This window comes from Microbacterium sp. TPU 3598 (genome assembly GCF_002356155.1).
Lineage (GTDB): Bacteria > Actinomycetota > Actinomycetes > Actinomycetales > Microbacteriaceae > Microbacterium > Microbacterium maritypicum_A.
Window position 1 is genome coordinate 3,643,199 of the sequence record NZ_AP017975.1, and the last position, 22,056, is coordinate 3,665,254.

26 protein-coding genes are annotated in these 22,056 nt (G+C 69.2%); 11 read left to right on the forward strand and 15 right to left on the reverse strand.

The features are described from left to right. The first annotated feature begins 7 nt into the window (after positions 1-7). The gene (locus MST3598_RS17370) at positions 8-1,390 is read left to right on the forward strand and encodes an LLM class flavin-dependent oxidoreductase (protein WP_029260712.1); all 1,383 of its coding nucleotides are present in this window, start codon (positions 8-10) and stop codon (positions 1,388-1,390) included. Between the two features lie 73 nt (positions 1,391-1,463). On the opposite strand, the gene MST3598_RS18585 is transcribed toward MST3598_RS17370, so the two are convergent. Then, complete coding sequence (locus tag MST3598_RS18585; protein WP_029260713.1) at positions 1,464-1,640, reverse strand: hypothetical protein; 177 nt, start codon at positions 1,638-1,640, stop codon at positions 1,464-1,466. Between the two features lie 17 nt (positions 1,641-1,657). After that, a complete protein-coding gene (locus tag MST3598_RS17375; RefSeq protein ID WP_029260714.1) occupies positions 1,658-2,026 on the reverse strand; it encodes a hypothetical protein in 369 nt (122 codons plus the stop codon). A 54-nt stretch (positions 2,027-2,080) separates the two neighbouring features. Here MST3598_RS17375 and MST3598_RS17380 point away from each other — a divergent pair, with 54 nt between their 5' ends. Next, positions 2,081-2,830: a DeoR/GlpR family DNA-binding transcription regulator gene (locus MST3598_RS17380; RefSeq protein WP_029260715.1), complete on the forward strand. Its 750-nt coding sequence runs from the start codon at positions 2,081-2,083 to the stop codon at positions 2,828-2,830. Here the strand turns inward: MST3598_RS17380 and MST3598_RS17385 are convergent. After that, a complete protein-coding gene (locus MST3598_RS17385) occupies positions 2,814-3,560 on the reverse strand; it encodes a MerR family transcriptional regulator (RefSeq protein WP_081860213.1) in 747 nt (248 codons plus the stop codon). The genes MST3598_RS17380 and MST3598_RS17385 overlap by 17 nt on opposite strands. A 61-nt stretch (positions 3,561-3,621) precedes the next feature. Here MST3598_RS17385 and MST3598_RS17390 point away from each other — a divergent pair, with 61 nt between their 5' ends. The 6 genes from MST3598_RS17390 to MST3598_RS17415 all read left to right on the forward strand — a co-directional run bounded on the left by MST3598_RS17390 (position 3,622) and on the right by MST3598_RS17415 (position 7,947). Continuing rightward, on the forward strand, positions 3,622-4,062 hold the full coding sequence (locus MST3598_RS17390; protein ID WP_029260717.1) for a DUF6194 family protein: 441 nt from the start codon (positions 3,622-3,624) through the stop codon (positions 4,060-4,062). 2 nt (positions 4,063-4,064) lie between these two features. Beyond that, positions 4,065-4,598 carry a putative immunity protein gene (locus MST3598_RS17395; protein ID WP_029260718.1) on the forward strand — a complete coding sequence of 178 codons (534 nt, stop codon included), beginning with the start codon at positions 4,065-4,067 and terminating at the stop codon, positions 4,596-4,598. 72 nt (positions 4,599-4,670) lie between these two features. Further along, a complete protein-coding gene (locus MST3598_RS17400; RefSeq protein ID WP_021199465.1) occupies positions 4,671-5,348 on the forward strand; it encodes a response regulator transcription factor in 678 nt (225 codons plus the stop codon). After that, positions 5,341-6,657 (forward strand): sensor histidine kinase, encoded by a 1,317-nt coding sequence (locus tag MST3598_RS17405; protein ID WP_029260719.1) that lies wholly within the window; start codon positions 5,341-5,343, stop codon positions 6,655-6,657. The genes MST3598_RS17400 and MST3598_RS17405 overlap by 8 nt, the downstream gene beginning before the upstream one ends. A 79-nt stretch (positions 6,658-6,736) precedes the next feature. Then, complete coding sequence (locus tag MST3598_RS17410; protein ID WP_029260720.1) at positions 6,737-7,567, forward strand: hypothetical protein; 831 nt, start codon at positions 6,737-6,739, stop codon at positions 7,565-7,567. Positions 7,568-7,719: 152 nt separating this feature from the next. Next, complete coding sequence (locus tag MST3598_RS17415; RefSeq protein WP_021199452.1) at positions 7,720-7,947, forward strand: RNA-binding S4 domain-containing protein; 228 nt, start codon at positions 7,720-7,722, stop codon at positions 7,945-7,947. Between the two features lie 57 nt (positions 7,948-8,004). On the opposite strand, the gene MST3598_RS17420 is transcribed toward MST3598_RS17415, so the two are convergent. From MST3598_RS17420 to MST3598_RS17430, 3 genes are all read right to left on the reverse strand, one after another. Continuing rightward, positions 8,005-8,598, reverse strand: coding sequence for a hypothetical protein (locus MST3598_RS17420; protein WP_029260721.1), 594 nt, complete (start codon positions 8,596-8,598; stop codon positions 8,005-8,007). 145 nt (positions 8,599-8,743) lie between these two features. Next, a complete protein-coding gene (locus MST3598_RS17425) occupies positions 8,744-9,205 on the reverse strand; it encodes a hypothetical protein (RefSeq protein WP_029260722.1) in 462 nt (153 codons plus the stop codon). Between the two features lie 118 nt (positions 9,206-9,323). Continuing rightward, complete coding sequence (locus MST3598_RS17430; protein WP_021199449.1) at positions 9,324-9,947, reverse strand: LysE family translocator; 624 nt, start codon at positions 9,945-9,947, stop codon at positions 9,324-9,326. A gap of 98 nt (positions 9,948-10,045) precedes the next feature. Between MST3598_RS17430 and MST3598_RS17435 the strand changes: the two genes are divergently transcribed. Beyond that, positions 10,046-10,501, forward strand: a complete 456-nt coding sequence (locus MST3598_RS17435; RefSeq protein ID WP_021199448.1) for an Lrp/AsnC family transcriptional regulator — start codon at positions 10,046-10,048, stop codon at positions 10,499-10,501. A gap of 11 nt (positions 10,502-10,512) precedes the next feature. Here the strand turns inward: MST3598_RS17435 and MST3598_RS17440 are convergent, their stop codons facing one another. The 9 genes from MST3598_RS17440 to MST3598_RS17480 are packed head-to-tail and all read right to left on the reverse strand — an operon-like array spanning position 10,513 to position 19,478. Continuing rightward, on the reverse strand, positions 10,513-11,007 hold the full coding sequence (locus tag MST3598_RS17440; RefSeq protein WP_231494501.1) for a gluconokinase: 495 nt from the start codon (positions 11,005-11,007) through the stop codon (positions 10,513-10,515). Next, positions 11,004-12,242 carry a D-mannonate dehydratase ManD gene (gene manD / locus MST3598_RS17445; RefSeq protein WP_029260724.1) on the reverse strand — a complete coding sequence of 413 codons (1,239 nt, stop codon included), beginning with the start codon at positions 12,240-12,242 and terminating at the stop codon, positions 11,004-11,006. The genes MST3598_RS17440 and manD overlap by 4 nt, the downstream gene beginning before the upstream one ends. Then, positions 12,239-13,492, reverse strand: a complete 1,254-nt coding sequence (locus tag MST3598_RS17450; protein ID WP_331280353.1) for a mannitol dehydrogenase family protein — start codon at positions 13,490-13,492, stop codon at positions 12,239-12,241. The genes manD and MST3598_RS17450 overlap by 4 nt, the downstream gene beginning before the upstream one ends. Beyond that, a complete protein-coding gene (locus MST3598_RS17455; protein ID WP_029260726.1) occupies positions 13,462-14,322 on the reverse strand; it encodes a sugar phosphate isomerase/epimerase family protein in 861 nt (286 codons plus the stop codon). Before MST3598_RS17455 ends, MST3598_RS17450 begins: the two co-directional genes overlap by 31 nt. Then, entirely contained in the window at positions 14,319-15,437 is a 1,119-nt protein-coding gene (locus MST3598_RS17460; RefSeq protein WP_029260727.1) for a Gfo/Idh/MocA family protein, read from the reverse strand. Before MST3598_RS17460 ends, MST3598_RS17455 begins: the two co-directional genes overlap by 4 nt. Continuing rightward, a complete protein-coding gene (locus MST3598_RS17465) occupies positions 15,434-16,267 on the reverse strand; it encodes a sugar phosphate isomerase/epimerase family protein (RefSeq protein ID WP_021199442.1) in 834 nt (277 codons plus the stop codon). The genes MST3598_RS17460 and MST3598_RS17465 overlap by 4 nt, the downstream gene beginning before the upstream one ends. After that, positions 16,264-17,175: a carbohydrate ABC transporter permease gene (locus MST3598_RS17470; RefSeq protein ID WP_029260728.1), complete on the reverse strand. Its 912-nt coding sequence runs from the start codon at positions 17,173-17,175 to the stop codon at positions 16,264-16,266. The genes MST3598_RS17465 and MST3598_RS17470 overlap by 4 nt, the downstream gene beginning before the upstream one ends. Continuing rightward, on the reverse strand, positions 17,172-18,101 hold the full coding sequence (locus tag MST3598_RS17475) for a carbohydrate ABC transporter permease (RefSeq protein ID WP_231924894.1): 930 nt from the start codon (positions 18,099-18,101) through the stop codon (positions 17,172-17,174). The genes MST3598_RS17470 and MST3598_RS17475 overlap by 4 nt, the downstream gene beginning before the upstream one ends. An 18-nt stretch (positions 18,102-18,119) precedes the next feature. Next, on the reverse strand, positions 18,120-19,478 hold the full coding sequence (locus tag MST3598_RS17480; RefSeq protein WP_029260730.1) for an ABC transporter substrate-binding protein: 1,359 nt from the start codon (positions 19,476-19,478) through the stop codon (positions 18,120-18,122). Positions 19,479-19,594: 116 nt separating this feature from the next. On the opposite strand from MST3598_RS17480, the gene MST3598_RS17485 reads away from it, so the two are divergent. Together MST3598_RS17485 and uxaC are read left to right on the forward strand one after the other, a co-directional pair. Then, on the forward strand, positions 19,595-20,641 hold the full coding sequence (locus MST3598_RS17485) for a LacI family DNA-binding transcriptional regulator (protein WP_021199438.1): 1,047 nt from the start codon (positions 19,595-19,597) through the stop codon (positions 20,639-20,641). Beyond that, positions 20,638-22,056 (forward strand): glucuronate isomerase, encoded by a 1,419-nt coding sequence (gene uxaC / locus MST3598_RS17490; RefSeq protein ID WP_029260731.1) that lies wholly within the window; start codon positions 20,638-20,640, stop codon positions 22,054-22,056. Before MST3598_RS17485 ends, uxaC begins: the two co-directional genes overlap by 4 nt.

Consider the following 22,056-nt stretch of genomic DNA (forward strand, 5'->3'; position numbering starts at 1 on the left):
TGGGGTCATGACCCGTCAGATCCGCTTCAACGCCTTCGACATGAACTGCGTCGCCCACCAGTCGTCCGGCCTGTGGCGGCACCCCGACGACCGGTCACGGCAGTACAACACCATCTCGTACTGGACCGATCTGGCGAAGCTGCTGGAGAGCGCGACCTTCGACGGCATCTTCATCGCCGACGTGCTCGGCACCTACGACGTGTACGGCGGCACGAACGAGGCCGCGATCCGCAACGGCGCGCAGGTGCCGGTGAACGACCCGATCCTGCTGGTGAGCGCGATGGCGGCCGTCACCGAGAACCTGGGCTTCGGCATCACGGCCGGCACCGCGTTCGAGCACCCCTATCCGTTCGCGCGCCGGCTGAGCACGCTCGACCACCTCACGCAGGGCCGCGTCGGCTGGAACGTCGTGACCGGCTATCTGCCCAGCGCCGCGCGCAACATGGGTCAGGAGGACCAGCTCGCCCACGACGACCGCTACGACCACGCGGACGAGTACGTCGAGGTGCTCTATAAGCTCTGGGAGGGCTCGTGGGAAGACGATGCCGTGGTCGAGGACCGCGAGCGCGGCATCTTCACCGACCCGGGCAAGGTGCACCCGATCGGGCATGAGGGCAAGCACTTCAGCGTTCCCGGCATCCACATCTCCGAGCCGTCGCCGCAGCGCACGCCGGTGATCTACCAGGCCGGCGCGAGCCCGCGGGGCGTGAAGTTCGCGGCCGAGAACGCCGAGGCCATCTTCGTCGCCGCGCCCTCGAAGGAGGTGCTCGCCGGCACCGTGAAGCGCATCCGCGATGCCCTCGAAGCGGCGGGCCGCGACCGGTACGACGCCCGCATCTACACGCTTCTCACCGTGATCACCGCCGCGACGAGCGAGGAGGCGACGGCGAAGCACGCCGAGTACCTCTCCTACGCGAGCCCCGAGGGCGCGCTCACGTTCATGTCGGGGTGGATGGGCGTCGACCTGTCGCAGTACGCCGAGGACGAGCCGGTCGGCAACGTCGAGTCCAACGCGATCCAGTCCGTGCTGCAGCACCTCAAGGAAGAGGCCGACCTCGGCCGCGAGTGGACGGTCGGCGACTTCGGACGCCACAACGCGATCGGCGGCCTCGGGCCCACGATCGTCGGATCCGGCACTGAGATCGCCGACGAGCTGCAGTCCTGGGTCGACGAGACCGACATCGACGGCTTCAATCTCGCCTACGCGGTCACCCCCGGCACCTGGCAGGACATCATCGAGCACGTGATCCCGGTGCTGCGCGAGCGCGGCGCCTACCCCGAGGAATACGCACCCGGGACGCTCCGCAACAAGCTCCACGGCCGTGGCGACCGCGTGCAGGACACGCACCGCGCCGCGAAGTACCGGGTCGGCGCGTTCGCCAAGGCGTAGCCGCTCTCGAATCGCGCACGTGGTCGCTTCCGCGGCGAATCGGCGACCAGGTGCGCGATTCGACGGCCGTGGGTCAGTCGTCGCTGCGGGCGAAGATCCCACGCAGGACGAGGAAGACCACCACGGCCACGACCGCGACGATCGCGAGCTTGAAGATGAACGCGAGGACCGAGAACAGGGCGCTCACGATCCACCACGCGATCACGACGGCGAGGACGACGCCGAGGATGGTCCAGAGGTTCTTGGTCATACCTCCAGCCTACGGAATCACCGCCGGGGGATCTCCTCGAGGGAGCGGTAGACCGGCAGCCCGCGCTGCTGCGCGATCTCGACGTCCTTGTCGGCGCCGGACGACTCCCCCGGCAGGCGCAGCACGGCGTCGCAGTGCTGCAGCAGGCGGTGCGCGGTCTCGTACATGACGTCACCGGCACCGGCATCGGCATCGGAGTCGGCCGGCTCGAGCGTGCGCAGGATCGGCAGCGCGACCCACTCCCCGATCATCGGCACGTGGCCGAGGCGGAAGATCGGGCCCGAGACCTCCTCCAGGCGCGCGAGGTTCCGGGCGATGAGGTCGGGGTCGCCGTTCGTCCCGGAGCGATAGGGGCCGGCGATGAGGATCAGGAGTGGCTTCGTCATGGAGATGACTGTAGTCTGAATCATGCACAATCGTGCAACTTCGTGAGGAAACAAATGCTCGCTGCGCAACGCAAGGACCACCTGCTCGACCTTCTCGCCCGCGACGGACGCGTCGTCGCGAAAGCGGTGGCCGACGAGCTCGGAGTGTCGGAAGACGCCATCCGCCGAGATCTCCGCGAACTCGCCGAGGAGGGGAAGCTCCAGCGGGTGTACGGCGGCGCCCTGCCGATCCCCGAGCCCGAACGACCGGTGCGCGACCGGCACGGCCTCGCGACCGAGAGCAAGGAGCGGGTGGCACGTGCGGCCGTCGCGCGCATCCGTCCCGGAGCGACGATCGTGCTGGACGCCGGGACCACGACCCTCGCGATGGCTCGGCTGCTCCCCTCCGGCGCCGGCATCACGGTCATCACCCCGAGTCCCGTCGTCGCGCTCTCCGTGGCCGAACACTCCGACGCCCGTGTGGTCATGATCGGCGGGGAGCTCACCCGGCACTCCCTGGTCACCGGCGGAGGACTCGCGATGGAGGCCATCCAGCACCTCGCCGCCGATGTGTTCTTCCTCGGCGTGACCGGCGTCGATCCCGTGCACGGTCTCACGACGGGTGAGCTCGACGACGCGGTGACGAAGCGGGCACTCGCTTCGCGGTGCACGGAGACCGTGGTGCTGGCCAGCGAAGAGAAGGTCGGTGCCGCCGCTCGCTTTCCTGTCCTCCCGTTCGAGGCGATCACCGCGATCATCACCGATCCGCTCGACGCGAATCCGATCGTCGAGCGGCTCGCCGCACTGATCAGCGCTCGGGAGTGACCGACGATCCCGCCCCGGGGAGACGGTCGGCGAGCAGGTCGTGCAGGTGCCCCGCGGTACCGAGCAGGGCGACGCTACGGCGCGTGAGGTCGGCCAGCCTCTCCGTGAGGATCCGCTGAACTTCGGAGGTGCGACCGTGCGTGCGCACCTCGTCGAGGATGCGGGCGATCGCCGGAATGCCGTAGCCGCCGGAGCGGAGAGCCGCTGCCACCCGCGCCTCGGTGATCGCGGCGGAACCGTAGGAACGGGTCGACGCCGCACCCCGCAGCGGATGCACGAGCTCCTCGCGCTCCCAGTGACGCAAGGCCGACGGACGGATGCCCAGCGCCTGGGCGAGTTCGCCGATCGTCATCGCGTCCTCCTCGGCGAACACGTCGTCGGCCTCGGCCACGGCGACATCGAGTCCGCTCAGCGCCTCCCGCACCCGAGAACGCTCACGGGAGAGGTTCGCGTGCAGATCGTCGATCCGCTCGGCGGCTCGCTCGAGCGTCCCCTCGATCAGGTCCGGCATGAGCCGGCGGGCGGGCACCGGGCCGAGCGCGGCCGCCATCGCGCGGTACGCCTGCAGGGCCGTGACATGCGGCATCCGATACCGGCGATACCCGTTCGCACCGCGCTCTGCCGCGGGGATGACGCCGAGGCGCTCGAGATCGCGCACCTGCTGGGTCGAGTAGCCGACCAACCGTCCGAGCTGCACCGTCGTGAATGTCGCCTCTTGAGGGTTCTGCACCTTCTCCCCCTTCGCTTACGGACAGAAGTCCACATAAGCACTTCCACCTCACCATTGAAGGATGGAAATGCAGAAGATCATCGAGACGGTCCGCGGGCTCGACGGTGTCCTGATCGTCGAGCCCGAAGCAGGCAGCGACTTTCCGGAGCTGTCATGGGGAGACGCCTACCTCTACTACGCACCCGATGGGCGGATGCCGGAGCGCACCCAGCCGTACGGGACGATCATCACGAAGGACTACCCGGACGACACCTCGTCCGCCTTGGACGCTCCGGGACGCTTCCGGGTGAACATCCACGTCGGGCGCGCACAGACCGAGTCGATCGTGGATGCTGACGCCGATCCGACCGAGGCCGACGTGTTCCACCGGCATCCGCTCTACGGCATGTCCGGTTGGGTGTGCGTGATCAACCCTGCGGAACGGACGGCGGATGCGGTGCTCACCCTTCTTCGCGAGGCGCACGAGGCCGCACGATCACGCATCGAACGCCGAGCGAGGTGAGCATGACGACCCCACAGGGCATGACCGACGCGGACCGCCGCACCGTCGCGGTGTGGGCCGCTGACTGCGCAGAGCGGGTGCTGCCCTTGTTCGAGGCCGAGGCGCCCGACGACGCTCGGGCCCGGGACGCCATCGCCAGGGCACGGGCGTTCGCGCGGGGCGAGCTCGCGGCTGCGGGCGAGATCCGTCGACGTTTCGTCGCCGGCCGGGCTGCCCACAGCGCCACATCGCCCGCCGGAGTCGCCGCGGCCCGCTCGGCAGCCCAGGCCGCAGGAGTCGCACACATGGGCGCGCACGCGCTCGGAGCAGCCGCCTACGCCGCGAATGCCGTCGAGCTGGCCCACCCGAATGCTCGCGGAGCACGTGTCGAAGAGGTGCGATGGCAGCTCCGCATGCTCTCCGTCGACGCCGCCACCGCACTCCGACGCCTGCCGCCCCTCGGCACCGACTCCGCCGGCCCGCTCGGCCCCGGGCTGCTCGACTCCGGCACCCTCGGCGAAGTGATCCGTGAGATCCAGGCTGCTCTCGCCGACTGACTTCTTCGAGTCGGAGTATGGCGAGGCGACCGCTTCAGCCCGGATTCAGCGTGGAGCCACCACACTGGAGGGATGCGGATCCTGGTGGTGGACGACGAGGTGCGTCTCGCCGAGGGCGTACGCCGCGGCCTCGAGGCCGAGGGCTTCGCCGTCGACGTGGCGCACAACGGCGTCGACGGACTCTGGCGCGCACGCGAGACGCGGTACGACGCGATCGTGCTCGACCTCATGATGCCCGGCATGAGCGGCTGGAAGGTGTGCGAGGCGCTTCGGGCCGAGGAGAACTGGACGCCCGTGCTGATGCTCACGGCGAAGGACGGCGAGTGGGATCAGGTGGAGGCGCTCGAGACCGGCGCCGACGACTACGTCACCAAGCCGTTCTCGTTCGCGATCCTCGTCGCACGCCTGCGGGCCCTCGTGCGCCGCGGTGCCGTCGCCCGTCCGGCCGTTCTGGAAGCCGGCGATCTCCGACTCGACCCCGCCGCGCACCGCGTCTGGCGCGGGGAGACGCCCGTGACCCTGACCGCACGGGAGTTCTCGGTGCTCGAGTACCTCATGCGTCATCGCGGCCAGGTGCTGTCGAAGCGGGCTCTCATCGACGGCGTCTGGGACGACGACTTCGACGGCGACCCCAACATCGTCGAGGTCTACGTCGGACACCTGCGCCGCAAGCTCGACAAGCCCTTCGGACGCGAGGCCATCGAGACCATCCGCGGTGCGGGCTACCGGCTGGCGGCGAACGGTGGCTAGCCGCGGCTGGCGCTCGGTGCGCGGCAGGACCACGCTCGGAGCGACCGTCGTCGTGGCCGTCGCACTGCTCATCGGCGCCTTCTCGTTCTACGGCGTCCTCAGCGCCAGCATCCACGACAGCACCGAACGCGCCGCGGAGCAGCGGCTCAGCGAGCTCGCCGAACGTGCCGGTGGGCCGGGTGGCAAGGGCGTGGACGCGCTCGACGACGAGATCCTGCAGATCCTCGGTCCGGACGGGTCGGTACGCGCGGCGAGCGAGGAGGCTCGCGACAAGCTGGGTTCGACGCCGCTCCCCGCCGATGACGACCCGCAGACGACCACCGTCGACGGCGACACCGTCGTGGTGGTCTCGGAAGACATCGACGGCGATCAGACGCTCGTGCTCGCCGTCTCGATGGATGACGATGCCGAGACCCTGGCGACGGTCGCGACGCTGCTCGCCGTCGCGGTCCCCCTGCTGCTGCTCCTCGTGGCCGTGACCACCTGGCTCGTGGTCGGTCGCGCGCTCCGCCCTGTCGAGCGCATCCGCGAAGAGGTCGACGGCATCACCGCCGAGCGCCTGCACCAGCGGGTGCCGGTGCCGGAGACCGCGGATGAGATCGCCGCACTCGCGACCACCATGAACGGCATGCTCGACCGACTCGACGCCGCGGCCACCGCGCAACGGCGCTTCGTCTCGGATGCCTCGCACGAACTGCGATCGCCGCTCGCGACCATCCGTCAACACGCCGAGCTCGCCCAGGCCCACCCCGACGTGACGAGCATCGGCGAACTCGCCGAGGTCGTGTCGGAGGAAGGGCTGCGTCTGCAGGGGATCGTCGAATCGCTGCTGCTGCTCGCCCGTCTCGACGAAGGCGCGAGCACGCTGGACGAAGCGGTCGACCTCGACGACATCGCGCTCAGCGAGGTGCGCCGGCTGCGTGCGGCCGGGCTCGACGTCGACGGTTCCGGCGTCCAAGCCGCAAGGGTGCACGCAGACCCGCGCCTGCTCGGCCAACTGGTGCGCAACCTTGCAGACAATGCCGTGCGCCACAGCCGAGGACGCATCGCGATCGGGGTGATCCCGTCCGACGGCCACGTGTTCGTCACGGTCGAGGACGACGGCACCGGGGTGCCGGCCGAGGAACGCGAGCGCATCTTCGAGCGCTTCGTGCGCCTCGACGAAGCCCGCAGCCGCGACGCCGGAGGCAGCGGACTGGGGCTCGCGATCGCCCGCGGCATCGCCACCCGCAGTCGGGGAACCCTCACGGTCGACGACTCCCGCTGGGGCGGCGCACGCTTCGTCCTCACCCTCCCCCTCAGCACCTGACCGGCCGGAAGTCCGGTTCCTGAAGAGGTCTTCAGGACGCTTCAGGATGGCTTCAGCGCCTGCGCGGCACCATCGAGACATGGACGACAAGACACCCACTCCCGACCAGACGCCAGCTTCCGACCAGACCGCACAGGGCACCCCGGATGCGCAGACCGTACCGGTGACCCCGGCCCCGGATGCGGCAGCCCCGGCAGCAGGTTCCGGGCAGCACCCGACGTTCCCCACCGCCGAGCCCGCTCCCGCGGCTCCCGCGCCGAAGCCCGGACGCAAGCGCGCACTCCTGATCGGCGGGGGCATCGCGGCAGCCGTGGTCCTCGCAGGTGGCGGCATCGCCGTCGGTGCCGCGATCGGCGACGAGTTCGGCGACGACGACCGCTCCTCCATGGCCGACGGTCCCCGCCACGACGACGCGGATGAGCACGCCCCGCGTGAGGGCAACCGCGGCGACGACCGCGGCGACGCCCCCTCGAACGGCCGCGGCCCGGTGACAGGCATCGGCACGGCATCCGCCGACGAACTCATCACGATCGCGGATGCCGCACGCGGAGCCGCCGACGGCGAGGTCACCTCGATCGATGCGAAGCGCGACGGCACATGGGAGGTGCAGCTCACGACGACCGCGGGCGATGAGACCGAGGTCCGTGTCGACAAGGACCTCGCCGCATCCGTCATCTCGACCGATGTGGCCGACGGCGATGACACCGGCCCCGCGCTCACGCTCGACGACGAGACGATCCGCGCCCTCGTCTCGGCGGCACTCGCCGAGGCCGAAGGCATGATCACCGACCTCGATGTCGACGGCGACGACGTGAGCCCCTACGACGCCTCCGTCCTCACGTCGGACAACCGTTCGATCGACATCGACTTCGGCGTCGACTTCGCGGTCGTCGGAACCGACACCGACTGAGCTGTTCGAGGGGGGACCGAGTCGTTCGAGGAGCAGCCCCCTGCGGCCTGTCGGGCGAACCCGATGCGCCCGACTCGAGATGATGCCGCCGCCCCGCCCGAGCGGCGGCATCGTCGCATCCGGACTTGGTCGAAGCCGATTAGCATTCAAGGATGACGAACTCCGCACCGATCGACGACATCTCCATCGGCGGTGAGGTGATCCGCCTCGGGCAGTTCCTCAAATTCGCCGGCCTCCTCGATTCGGGCGGCGACGCCAAAGAGGTGATCATCGACGGATACGTCACCGTGAACGGCGAGGTCGATCGCCGACGCGGGCGCCAGCTGCGCGACGGCGACCTGGTGACCTTCGAGGGACGCACGGTCCGCGTCCGCCCCTGACCGAACAGCGAAATGCGGTGGATTCCGAAGAACCCACCGCACGTGTCAGCGGCCGATTCAGCCGATGACGGTGTTCGTGTCGCTGATCTGCGACATCGGACCCGAGAGGTCCTGATAGACGTAGGCGCGGGTCTGCAGAGTGGTTCCGGGGGCGACGTCACCGACCTCGGCCGTGATGACCGCCGTGCCGGTCTCGCCCGGCTCCAGCTCGCCGAAGGAGGCGAAGACATGGCTGCTGCTGACGATCGGCTCGCCGAGGGACGATTCGGCACCGGTCACGGTCAGACCGTAGGCCGTCGGGATCGCCGTGGAGATCAGGCGAGTGAAGCTGGAGCGGTTGGTCGCGGTGACCGTGATGCGCACCTTCTCTCCGGCCTGGACCACATCGACGTTGTCGTCGAGAGTGACCTTCGCGGCCGATCCGAAGGTCTGCTCGGACTCCTGGCCCAGCGTGCCGTCGGCAAGTCGCACCCAGCCGATTCCCGCCTGGCCGACGCTCGTGTCATCGCTCGGCGCGAAGGGGTAGTTCACGGCTCCGTAGTTGTCGACCTGGGCTTCGGCAGCGTTGGCGGCCGGTGCGCCGATGAGCGCGACACCCGCGGCCAGGGCGATGGTGATGCCGGTAGCGGCGATTCGGTTCTTCAGTTTCATGGTGTTCCTCCGGTTGATGTCCGGCCAGGATCCGGCCGGCAACATTCAACATTTCACTGCCGTGATGGAGGTGGCCGCGTTCAGGGAATCTGTATGCCGATAGATCGGAATGCGTGGGCTTTCGGAAGAGGTGCGGAGCGGTCGACTATCGCGCTTCCGCCGGCAGGACCCGCCGCACGGTGACGACGACCAATGCGACGAGGAGCCCGATGATCGCCACGTCGGCGGCGATGTACGCATAGTGCGCCCAATTCGTGCCCGGCGCCTCGGCCCCGGCGATCACCAGATCGCTGCGCCGGTTGAGCACCGGGCGGATGACGGCGATCTCGAGAAGGAACACCAGCCAGATCACACCGAGGATCACCAGGGTCGTGCGTCCGGCCTTCGCCCGGGCACTCACGGCTGTGAGCACGACCAGGACGACACCCGCGAGCACGTTCAGCGCGGCGAAGACGAGTCGACCGATGCCGAGACCGATCGGGATCGTGACGCCGGGCGCGAGGAACTTCAACGGGGCTTCGAGGAAGGAGATCGCGATGATCGCCCCGAGCAGGAACGCCGGCAGCAGCAATTGCAGAGCCGCGTTCGTCCGTCCATTGGAAGTCATGAAGCCCCTCTTCTCCCGCCGATCGCCGCCCTCCCTCCGACGCTACTGCGGCAGGTCGAGATCGCAGACGGTATCGACCGGAGAAAAGACGGCATCGACGGGAGAGAGACGTAGGCGCTCACAGCCACTCGATCACCTGCTCCGCGAGGATGCCGACGCCGATGACGGTCATGGCGATGCCCGCGATCCGGGTGACCACAGAGCTCGCACGCGGCCGGGTGCGCAGGAGACGACGGGCGAGCAGCCCCACTGTCGTGTAGACGATCGCGATGTTGAACAGGTGCAAGCCGCCGAGGGCGAGCATCTGTGTCGTCGACGGCCAGCCGTGCGGGCTCGTGAACTGCGGCAACAGGGCGAGCAGCAGCAGGAGCCCCTTCGGGTTGATCCCGCTCACACCGGATCCCCGCAGGAACTGCCCCCACCCCCCGGTGGCGACCGGTTCGCCGCTCTCCGCGATCGGCGCAGGGCGTGTGGCCAGCGACGTCGCACCGAGGAAGATCAGATAGAGCGCGCCGATCACGGTCAGGGTCGTGAGGGTTACCGGATACGCGGTGACCAGCGCTCCGAGACCGAGCGCGACGGCGACGATCACGACGGTGTACCCGGCGATCATCCCGAGGATGGAAGGCGCGATCGAGCGGGCGCGCAGGCCGGCGGAGATCGCATACGCCCAGTCCGCTCCGGGGGTCAGCGCCAGCATCACGGCGACCACCCAGAACTGCATGACCAGAGCGATATCCATCGGTCCTCCTCAATCCGAGGAAGAGACTACGAAGGATCACGCGAAAGGTGCTCCGATTCTTCGGGTGATCGCGCCCTTCACCTGCAAGAATTGTCACCATGGACGCACTTGACCGGGAGATCCTCTCCCTGCTGCAGGATGACGGACGGATGAGTGCGACGCACCTCGCCTCCCAGGTCGGGTTGAGCCTGTCCGCGTGCCATCGCCGACTCAAGGAACTGGAGCAGTCCGGAGCGATCGAGCGATACCGCGCGGTCGTCGCGCCCGCAGCCGTCGGCCTCACGTTCGAGGCCATCGTGTTCGTGACGATCGGACGCACCGACAAGGACACGATCGTGGCGTTCGAGGAGGCGGTCGTGGCGATCCCCGCGGTGGTCGAGGCCCAGCGCCTGTTCGGCGACCCCGACTACATGCTGCGCATCCTCACCCGCGACATGAGTGCGTATCAGGAGCTCTACGACAACACCCTCGGGGCCCTGCCGGGCGTGCAGCGGCTCACCTCGACCATGGTCATGAAGCGCCTCGGAGCGGACCGGGCGGTGCCGATCCCCTGAGGCGGGTGCGGTCAGACGGGGGCCTGGCAGATGCGTTCCACGAGCTCTTCGGGCGCGGCATCCACGGTCACCGCGATCCCCTGCTCGTCCGGCCCGAGGGGCTCCAGCGCCTGCAGCTGCGACGCCAGCAGCGCCGGCGGCATGAAGTGGTCCCGGCGCGCGGTGGTCTGCGCGACCACCCGTTCTCGGGGCGCGTCGAGGTGCACGAAGAAGACGGTCGGGGCCGAGGCGCGCAGCCGGTCACGGCAGCTGCGCTTCAGGGCCGAGCAGGCGACGACGACCGCCGGATCTGCGGCGAGCGCCGCCCCCACCCGGTCGAGCCACGGCCATCGGTCGTCGTCGTCGAGCGGAGCACCGGCTGCCATCTTCGCGATGTTCTCCGGCCCGTGCAGATCATCCGCATCGATGAACGCGACACCCATCCGGCGCGCGAGTTCCCGCCCCACCGTGGTCTTGCCCACCCCGGACACCCCCATGACGACGGTCGGCCGACGCGCGGTGGTCACCAGTCGTGCACCGTTCCATCCGCCAGACGGTTGTACGGCAGATAGGCCCGCTCATACGGGTACTTCCCCGCCTCGTCGACATCGAGCTCGACGCCCAGACCTGGCTCGTCGCCGGGGTGCAGCAGGCCTTCGCGCCAGGTGAAGGACTGCCGGAAAACCTGGTCGGTGCGCGAGCCGTGCTGCATGTACTCCTGGATGCCGAAGTTGTGGATGGCGAGGCCGAGGTGCATCGCCGCCGCCATGCCGACCGGCGAGATGTCGGTGGGCCCGTGCATGCCGGACTTGATCTGATACATCGCCGCGTAGTCGAGCGTCTTCTTCAGCGGGCTGATGCCGCCCATGTGCGTCACGGCGCCGCGCACGTAGTCGATGAGCTGATCGCGGATGATGTCCTTGAAGTCCCAGACGGTGTTGAAGATCTCGCCGATCGCGAGGGGTGTCGTCGTGTGCTGACGCACGAGCCGCAGCGCCTCCTGGTTCTCGGCGGGGGTGCAGTCCTCGAGCCAGAAGAGGTCGTACGGTTCGAGTGCCTTGCCGAGCTTCGCCGCCTGGATGGGCGTCATCCGGTGGTGGCCGTCGTGCAGCAGGGGGATGTCGGGGCCGAACTCGTTGCGCACCGCCTCGAAGACGCCCGGCAGGTGGTTCAGATAGGCGCGGGTGTCCCAATCCTCCTCGACCGGCTTCGCACCCCGCCGGGCCGGCTCGTGGTCGTACCGGGCTTCGCCGCCCCCGGCGTCTGCGGCCTGCGAGGCGATGCCGTAGATGGCCTTGAGCCCGGGAACACCCGTCTGGATGCGGATCGCCCGATACCCCTGGTCGAGGTGCGCGCGCACGGAGTCGAAGAGTTCGGGCAGCTCTTTTCCCGAGGCATGACCGTAGGCGAGCAGGCCGGAACGCGATGCCCCGCCCAGCAACTGGTAGACCGGCATCCCCGCCTTCTTGCCCTTGATGTCCCAGAGTGCCATGTCGACCGCGGCGACGGCGGCCATCGTGACGGGGCCTCGCCGCCAGTACGCGCTCCGATAGAGGAACTGCCAGGTGTCCTCGATGCGGTCTTCGTCGGCGCCGATCAGCAGCGGCACGACGTGTTCAGTGAGGTACGCGACGACGGCGAGCTCACGCCCGTTGAGGGTCGCGTCGCCGAGGCCCGAGACGCCGTCGGCGGTCGTGAGTTTGAGGGTGACGAAGTTCCGGTCCGGGCTGGTGACGATGACCTCAGCCTTGTCGATGCTCATGCGAGGGTCCCTTCGGGAGTGAGGTGGTCGATGACGGTGCGCGTGCGATCGCTCTCGGGCACGGCGCCGATGGTGCGCGCGACGGCGGCCGTCGCAGTGTCGGTCGGGTCGAGTTCGAGGAGCGAGCGGATCCAGGTCTCCAGGGCGTGCACCTGTGCGTCGTCGACGGCGAGGCCGTCCTCACGCCGCCGGCGCACGGGAGCCACGAGTCGCAGCGCCACCTTGATCGGGCTGTCGCGGCGGATCTGGTCGAGTCGATGGGCGATGCGCGGGTTCGCGAAGCGGACGCGCAGGTCGCCGAGCCATCCGTCGAGCTCTGCGACAGGCAGATCGACCGCGGTCCGCTGGGCGGCCCAGAGCGCTTCGGTGTCGCCACGGAGGTCGCGGTCGTCGAACGCCTCGGCGATCGTCTCATATCCGCGCAGACGACCAGCGGCCGCGAGGAAGCTGTGGCCGGCGTTGAGCAGGTAGAGCTTGCGCTCTTCATACGGACCCACGTCGGCCACGAATCGTGCACCGCCCTGCGCCCAGTCCGGTGCGCCGCCGGGGAACTCTCCGGCGAGGATCCACTCCGTGAACGGCTCGGTCACGACGGTGGAGGGATCGTCGAGGCCGGTGAGCTTCCGCACGGCATCGATGTCGGCTGCCGTGACGGCCGGCGTGATCCGGTCGACCACGGTGTCGACGAACGACGCGGTGTCCGAGATGCGCGCAGCCTCGGTGCCGGCGGCCCTGAGTACCGCGTCACGCAGCACGCGGCCGTTCCCCGGCAGGTTGTCGCAGCTCACGACCGCGAGGGGTCCTGCGTCGGCGTCCGCCCGAGCGATGAGGCCGTCGGCGATGCGTCCGGGCACCGCGGAACCGGCGGAGTACCCGGCCTCGGTGACAGTGACGGTCAGCACGGCGACCTGCGGATCGGCGAGCACGGCGAGCCAGGACGCCTCATCCGCTCCGGGGACCGCGCGCACGATCGACTGCACGGTCGTCGCCCGATCCCCCTCGGCCGAACGCTCCAGCACCGTGTAGACGCCGTCGTTCCGTGACAGCAGTTCCGCAGCCTCGGGGGTGCGTCCGGTGAAAGCGGCGATGCCCCAGCCGTCGTCCGCGCCTGCGCGGTCGTTCACCTGCTGGGTGTACCAAGCCTGATGGGCGCGGTGAAAGGCGCCCATCCCCAGATGAGCGGCACGGAGCGGAGGATGCTGCGTGCGCGCCGGCCCGGTCACGATCCGATGCCCGCGGCACCGGCGCACGCGCGGAGGAAGGCGAGGTCGTCGACCAGTCGCTCTTCCAGCGGAGCATCCGTCGAGAAGTCCTCCAGCGTCACCCAGCCGTCGTACCCGACCTCGGCGAGAGCACGGAAGTAGTCCGGCACACTGGCGATGCCCTCGCGCAGCGGCACCCACACCGACTCCCAGCGCACATCTCCATCGAGCCCGGTCTGCCCGGTGCGCTGCCAGACCGCGTTCTTCACGTGCACGTGAGCGAGGTACTCGCCCAGAAGCTGGAGCCCGGCCCGAGTGTCCTCCTGTCCTTCGATCACGAGATTGCCGAGGTCGTGGATCACGCCGATGGTGCGCGGATCGATGCCGTCGACCAGCCGGAGGGCGGCCGACGCCGACGACGAGATCGTCTGGTGGTGCAGCTCGACCAGCACCTTCACGCCGAGTGTCCCCGCCTGTTCCGCGGCCCACTCCAGGTCGTCCCTGGTCTGCGCGAACACCGAGCGATAGTCCTGGGCGTCGTTGAAGGGGATGCGCACGCGCACCTGACGCGCACCGAGGTCCGCCGTCGCCCAGAGCGTCCGCAGCACGTCGTCCCGGTCGGGCGCGAGCGCGTAGCCGCCGATGCCGCTGAACTCCAGCCCGGCCTCGCGGGTGATGCGGGCGATCTCGGCGACCGACCCCTCGAGCCCGGTGAGCGGCCAGGTCGCCCGGTTCCCGGCCCAGAACCCGGGCGGATCCGCCTCGTCCTGGTCGGTGATGCGCCACTCGATGCCGTCGTAGCCGATCGCGGCGATGCGGCGGGCCGCTTCCGCGGGCTCCCAGTCGGGGGTCGCCGCGGTGAACACGGAGAACTTCATGCGATGCCTCCTGTCCGCACGTTCGTGTCGTCGACGGTGCCGTCGATCAGGTCGGCGATGCGCACCGGCGAGCCGGTGGTCGCCGAGACGTAGATGCCGCGCACGACGGCGAGCGCCCGCAGCGCCTCGGGCACCCCGACGCGGGAAGCCCGCCCGTCGCGGATGCTCTCGACGATGTCGGCGTACTGACGGGCGTGGCCCTCGGCGAATGCCTGCGGGTTGCGGTCGTCGCCGAGTCGATGCCCCTCCGGCACCCAGTCGGCGCTGCGGTCGGTCGGCTCGCCGTCGATCCACAGCCGGGCGAGCTGGTCGTTCTCGATGATGCCGGTCCCCTGTGCACCGTGCACAGCCAGCCGCACCGGCTGCTCGGGGAAGGCCGCGGTCGTGGCGTGCAGCACGGCGAGCGCCCCCGATTCGAAGCGCACCGTGACCACGGCGACGTCTTCGACCTCGACCCGCTCGTGCGCGAGCAGCGCGGTGTGGGCGAACACCTCGACCGGCATGCCGAGGAACCACAGCAGCAGATCGACGGTGTGCACGCCCTGGTTCATGACGGCGCCTCCGCCGTCGAGCTCCCAGGTTCCTCGCCAGGCGCCCGAGTCGTAGTACTCCTGAGAGCGCCACCAGGGCACCGAGGCCACCGCGCTCGTGATCCGTCCCAGGCGTCCGGAGTGGGCGGCGTCGGCGACGGCCACGGCACCGGGGTCGAAGCGGTGCTGGCTGATCACCGAGATCCGGATGCCGCGCGTCTCCGCGTCCCTGGCGATCTCCGCTAATCGGCGGCCGCGCTCCATCGACACGTCGAGGGGCTTCTCCAGCACGACGTGCATCCCGCGGGCGACCGCCCGTTCGGCGAGCTCGACATGGGAGCCGCTCGGGGTGCAGATCACGACCATGTCGACATCGGCGGGGATCGATTCGATCCCGGCGTGGGCCGACGGTCGCGCGCCGCCCAGCTCGTCGACGACGAGGTCGGCCAGCCGTGCGGTCGCCGCCGGCACCTCGTCGACGACGGCGACGATGCGCAGGCCGGGAGTGCTCGCGATCGCTCGGGCATGATTGACGCCGATGATGCCGCATCCGACGATCGCGACGTCGAGGATTGCGTCGGTCATGAGAGGGTCACTCCGATCTCGTCCGTGAGGGTGCGCAGGGCCCGACCGGCGCGGCCGAAGGCCTCGGGGCCGGAGAACCCGCCGAGGGCGTTCACGTCGGCGAGGTGCGGTTCGAGCGAGGCGAACCCCGCATAGCCGTCGTCGCGCAGGGCGGTGAGGGTCTCGCGCAGCTCGCCGTCGCCCTCGCCCACCGGGACCACCTCGCCGGTCGCGGCGAGCGCATCCTTCAGCTGCAGATACTCGAGGTGCGGTCGCAGCATCGCGTAGCCGTCGGTGAACGGACGGACGCCGACCTGCACGAAGTTGGCGTTGTCCCAGGCGATGCGCAGCCGGTCCGAACCGACCGACTCGATCACGTCGAGCACGCGTGCGGGGATGTCGCCGTAGATGTCCTTCTCGTTCTCGTGCACGAGGGTGACCCCGGCCGCCTCGGCGGTGCGCGCCAGCGCCGCCATGCGCACGAGCACGTCGTCGCGGATGTCTTCGGCCGAAAGGTTCTCGTCGCGGAAGAACGAGAAGATGCGGATATACGGGGTCTCCAGGACGTCGGCGGCACGGATCGCCCGCTGCAGTCGACCGACCTCGTGCTCCACCGGTAGGGACACGTCGACCTTGCCGATCGGCGAGGCGACCGCCGAGACCGACATGCCGCGTTCGCGCACGACGGCCGCGAGCTGCGTCAGCTGAGACTCATCGAGATCGACGATGTTCACCCCCCACGCGCTGCGCACCTCGATGTGCCGCGCGCCGAGCGCCTGGAGCACGGCGATCTGCACGGCCGGATCGGGATCGATCTCGTCACCGAATCCTGAGAGCTTCCACGGGGTCATTTCACTCCTCCTGCGGTGAGACCGCCTACGAGATAACGCTGGAACACGAGGTACAACACGACGACGGGGATGGCGCAGATGAGCGAGGCCGCCATCATCTGTCCGTACAGCGGCACCGCCCCCGTCTCCTGCGTCGCGCCGAAGATCTGCAGGGCCACCGCGGCGGTCCGGCTGTCGCGGTTGGTCATGACCGAGGCGAACAGCACGTCGTTCCACCCCTGCAGGAACGCGAAGATCGCGGAGACCACGATCCCGGGCCAGCTCAGCGGCAGCACGATGCGAGTGAGGACGCGGAAGTTGGAGGCGCCGTCGATGCGGGCGGCTTCTTCGAGCTCGCGCGGCAGCCCGCGGATGTACGTCACCATCACCCAGGTCGAGAACGGCAGCGCGAAGGTGAGGTAGGTGACGAACACCGACCAGTGCGTGCCGATGGTGGGGATGCGCAGCACCGACGACAGCGTCGAGAACATCACGAACACCGGCAGCAGCATGAGGGTTCCCGGAACCGACTGCAGTCCGAGCAGACCCCGAAGGATCGTGACGCGTCCGATGAAGGTGAACCGCACCAGCACCCAGGCCATCGACACGGCCACGGCCGCGCAGACGACCGCGACCGCCCCGCAGATCAGCAGGCTGTTGGCCAGACCTCCGGCGAGATCGACACTGCGCCAGACCTTGATGTAGTTGTCGAGACGCAGCTCGGTCGGCCAGTACGCGCCTCCGGCGACCGCGACATCGGCGTTGATCGAGGCGAACAGCATGTACGAGACGGGCCCGAAGACGACCAGGCACAGGAAGACGTTCGCGGCCACGAGAAGCGGACGCGGCAGCAGGCGGTCGACCTGGCTGTGACCGCCCGGGCGGCTCCGGCGCGGGTTGACCTGCGCGATCGTGGTGGTGACGCTCATCGCTTCGCGTCCTCTCCGGTGTCGAGGCGCACAGCGCGCAGGTAGACGAACAGGGGGATCGCGACGATCGCGAGAGAGGCGACCGCCATCGCCGCGGAGAGCCCGAACCGGAAGCTCTGGAACGCCGTGACGTAGGTGAGGACCGGCAGGACCTCGACGTCGACGGGGGCCGGGATCCCGAAGAGCACGAACGGCATCGTGAAGGCGTTGATGCTGTGCAGGAACGTGAGGATGAAGGCCAGCAGGATCGATCCGCGCAGGTACGGCAGGATCACCTTGCGCAGCTTGATCCCCCAGCCGGCGCCGTCGAGCGCCGCCGCCTCGTGCACCTCCGCATCCACCGCCTGGAGACCGGCGAGGGTCAGCAGATACACGAACGGCCAGCTCACCCAGAGCTGCGTGATCACCAGGGTCCAGTAGCTCTGCGGTCCGTTCAACCACAGCCCCGGATCGACGCCGAAGACGCCGAAGGCCTCGTCCACCACGCCCTCGGGCTGGAACATCGCCCGGAAGACGGTCGCCACGACGAACGCGGGGAGGATGTACGGGATCAGGTACACCGAGCGCACCAGCCCACGGCCGCGGAAGGCGTTCTGCGTGGCCAGCGCCGCCGTGACGCCGAGGGGGATCGCCGCGACCGACACGATCAGTGCGTAGCTGACGCTCAGCCAGATCCCCCGCAGCAGCGGAGAAGTGGAGAACGCCTCGACGAAGTTTCCCAGGCCGACGAACGGCGCCTGCAGCCACTGCCTGATCGTGTACTGGTCGAGATCGAGCATCGAGATCCAGAAGGCCAGCAGCAGCGGCACCAGGATCAGCAGTGTCATCAGCACCCCGCCGGGGAGCAGCATCCACAGCGGGCGGGGCCGCTCGCTCGGCGGCGTGTCGTCGGTGCGTTTCCGACTCGTATCGGTCGCGATCGCCATGTGCGGGTCCTCGCGTCGTTACTTGGACTTGTCCAGCGCGGACTGCGAACTCGCCTGGGCCTCGGCGATCGCCGCGGCGATGTCGCTCTGGCTGAGCGTTCCCCCCTGCAACGCGGGCAGCGACTGCACGACGACGTTGGTCAGCGCGAGCTGCGTGTCACCCCAGGCGCCCGTGAACGGAGTGGCTACCGACTGCGAGGCCGCCTGCACGTTGGCGCTCAGATCGGGGTTGTCCTTCTCGACCTGTGCGGCCGCCTCCACCCCCGTCGGCAGCTCGCCGAACGTGTCGAAGTAGTCGAGCTGCGACTCGGTGCTGGTGAGCATCTCGATGAACGCGAACGCGAGGTCCTGATTCGGGGAGTACTGGGCGACCACGAGGTTGTCTCCCGAGAGGATGCTGGCCGCTTCCTCGCCGCCCTTGGGGAGTTCGGTCTCCCCCGGCGGGATGGTCGGGAGGAGGGCGTAGGCGTAGGAGTCGGCGACGGGGGAACCCGCGAACGTGGGCTTCGAGTTCGCCGAGGTCATCGGAAGGAAGGCGGCCTTGCCCTCGGCGAAGGCGGCGACGGCCTGGGCGTTCTTCCAGCCGATGGCTGCCGGGTCGACGAGTCCGTCCTGGTACCAGCCGAAGTAGGTGTCGTAGGCGGCGGCCACGGCGGGATCGTCGATCTCCGCCTTCTTGGCCTCGACATCGATCAGCGGATTGCCCGCCTGCACGCTCATGCCCCAGACGAACTTCCAGGGGTCGAAGCTGTCGGCGTATCCGATCGCGAGACCGTGCACGTCTCCGGATTCGATCTTCGCGGCCGCGGCGGTCAACTCGTCCCACGTCGTGGGCGGCTCGTCGATGCCGGCGGCGGCGAGCAGCTCGGTGTTGTAGGCCATCACGAACGGACGACTCACGAACGGGACGGCGATCTCGTCCTTCTCGCTCGGGCCGGAGATGCCCAGGGTCGACGGCACGAAGCGGTCGCGGCCTCCCACCTTGTCCCAGTCGGCCTCGGTGAGTTTCACGAAGGCGCCCGTCGCGTACGCGGTCGGGGTGAAAGTGGTGCCGAGTCCGTAAACGTCGGGACCCTGTCCGGAGAGCACAGAAGTCTGGATCTTCGTCAGCTCGTCGTTGGCGCTCGCGAAGGTCTCGAACTCGACCTTCGCTCCGGTCTTCTCCTCGAAGGCATCGGAGACCTTCCCGAACCACTCCTTCTGCTGCTCGGGGTAGAGACCGTTCGCGGCCATCATCACCGTGAGCGTCTGGCCGGTCCCGTCGACGGTGCCACCGGCGTCGCCGTCGTCCGTGCCGGCGGTGGATCCCGAGCATGCGGTCAACGCGATCGCTGCTGCGGCCATCGCCCCGAGGGCGATCAGGGGTCGAGACTTCATTGAACTCTCCTTCGAGACAGTGAGTGGACGTGACTGCGTCTTCGCCAAGGTAGGCAAGCGTGGCAATTGTTAGCAATTCATTGCCAGTAATTGCCATCTTGTGATTCTGTTGCCCCATGTCGTCCCCCACACCGCCTTCGCACCGGCCGACGCTCGCCGATGTGGCCGATGCCGCCGGCGTCGCGATCTCCACGGCGTCGCGCGCCCTCGCCGTCCCCGGCCGTGGCAACCCCGGCACCCGCGACCGCATCATCCGCGTCGCGAAGGACCTCGGCTACACGCCCACCGCCGCCTCCGGCACGGCATCGACGCCGTCGACCCGCATGGTCGCCGTGCTGGTCTCCGACGTCACGAACCCGTTCTACTTCGGGATCATCCGCGGTACCCAGCAGGCCCTGCGGGTGGCGGGCTACTCGCAGATCCTGGTGCACACCGAGGAGTCCCCCGAGATGGAGGAGAGCACCCTCGAAGAACTGCGCAGCTCCTACGACGGAGCGATCCTGACCGCGTCCCGCCTGTCCGACGAGCGGCTGGCCGAGCTCAGCACCGAGCTCCCCCTCGTGGCCCTGAACCGTGCCGTGCCCGGAGTGCCGTCGGTGTTCATCGACACGCCGCTCGGCTTCGACCAGGCCGTCGAGCACCTCGCCTCCCTGGGGCATCGACGCATCTGCTACGTGGCCGGTCCCCCGACCAGCTGGGCGAGCAATCTCCGCTGGCGGGCCGTGGCGGCCGCGTGCGAGCGCCTCGGGATCGAGCACACGAAGGTGGGGCCGTACCAGCCCCGCACGAAGGCGGGAGCGGCGGCGGCGGATGCCGCACTGAACACCGGTGCGACCGCCTGCGTGGCTTTCAACGACCTCCTCGCGATCGGCATGCTGATCCGGCTCAAGGAACGCGGCGTGCGCGTTCCGGAGGACATGAGCATCGTCGGCTGCGACGACATCTTCGGCGCCGACTTCTGCAACCCGCCACTCACGACCCTCACCGCTCCGATCGAGCAGGCCGCACGCCTGTCCGTGTCGATGCTGCTCGACCGCCTGCAGAGCGAGCGCATCGGAGCGGGCGCGCTCAACCGACGGCACATCGCCGCACTGCCCACCCACCTGACCGTGCGGGAGTCGACCGGCTCCGCACCCCGCCGCACCCCTGGAGGAGACTCATGAACACTGCGCTCAGCCCGCACGCCGACCGACTCCTCCCCGCCGATCCCGGCGTGCGCGAGCTCGCCCGCCGGCTGTACGACACCGTCGCCGCGGCGCCGATCCTGTCGCCGCACGGGCATGTCGACGCCGCGCTGCTCGCCGACGACCAGCCCTTCCCCGATCCCGCGACGCTGCTGATCACGCCCGACCACTATGTGCTGCGCCTGCTCCACGCCGTCGGTGTGCCCCTCGGCGCGCTGGGTCGCGGAGCCGCACCCGCCGATCCGCAGGAGGTGTGGCGGGCGTTCTGCGCGAACTGGGACGTCTTCCTCGGAACGCCGGTGCGCTACTGGTTCGAGTCGTCGCTGTCCGAGGTGTTCGGGGTGACCGAGCAGCCGAGCGCGGGCAATGCCGATGAGCTGTACGCACACATCGACGCGCAACTGCGAATCCCCGCATTCCACCCACGGGCGCTGTTCGAGCGCTTCCGCATCGAGGTGCTCGCGACGACCGACGACCCCGCCGACGACCTCGCCGCGCATGCACGACTGCGCGACGATCCGTCCTTCCGCGGGCACGTGCTTCCGACGTTTCGCGCCGACCGCTACATGGATCCGTCGGCCGAGGGATGGTCGGCTGCACTCTCGGAGCTGTCGGAAGCTGCCGGCACCGATGCCGCGAGCTACGCCGGGCTGCTCGACGCCCTGCGCCGCCGACGGACCGCATTCCGGGCGGCGGGCGGCACGGCCACCGACACCGGTGTGCTCGACGCCGGGTCGCAGCCGCTGACGCATGCCGACGCAGAGCGCCTCCACGCCGCCGGGCTCCGAGGGGACGTCACCGCGGAAGAAGCGACGGCCTACCGTCGCAACATGCTCTACCGACTCGCCGAGATGTCGTCTGAGGACGGACTCGTGATGCAGCTGCACCCGGGCGTGATCCGCAACCACCACCGAGACACGCTCGCGCGCTTCGGCCCGGACAGCGGACACGACCTGCCCGACGTCGCCGCCTTCACGCGTCCGCTCACCCCGATCCTCAACGACTTCGGCACCGACGAGACGTTCCGGATGGTGCTGTTCACGGTCGACGAGACCGCGTTCAGTCGAGAGATCGGACCGCTCGCCGGCTTCTACCCGTCTGTGTACGCCGGTGCACCGTGGTGGTTCCTCGACACCCCCGACGCCATCTCCCGCTACCGCCGATCCGTGACGGACAGCGCCGGTTTCACGAAGACCAGCGGGTTCGTCGACGACACCCGGGCCTTCTGCTCCATTCCCGCGCGCCATGACATGTCCCGGCGGCTCGATGCGGGCTACCTGTCCACTCTCGTCGCAGAGCACCGCCTCACCGAGGAGCAGGCCTTCGCGCTGGCGCACCGCTTCGTCGACGACATCCCGCGGACGACCTTCCGACTGCCCAGTGCTCCCGCCTGA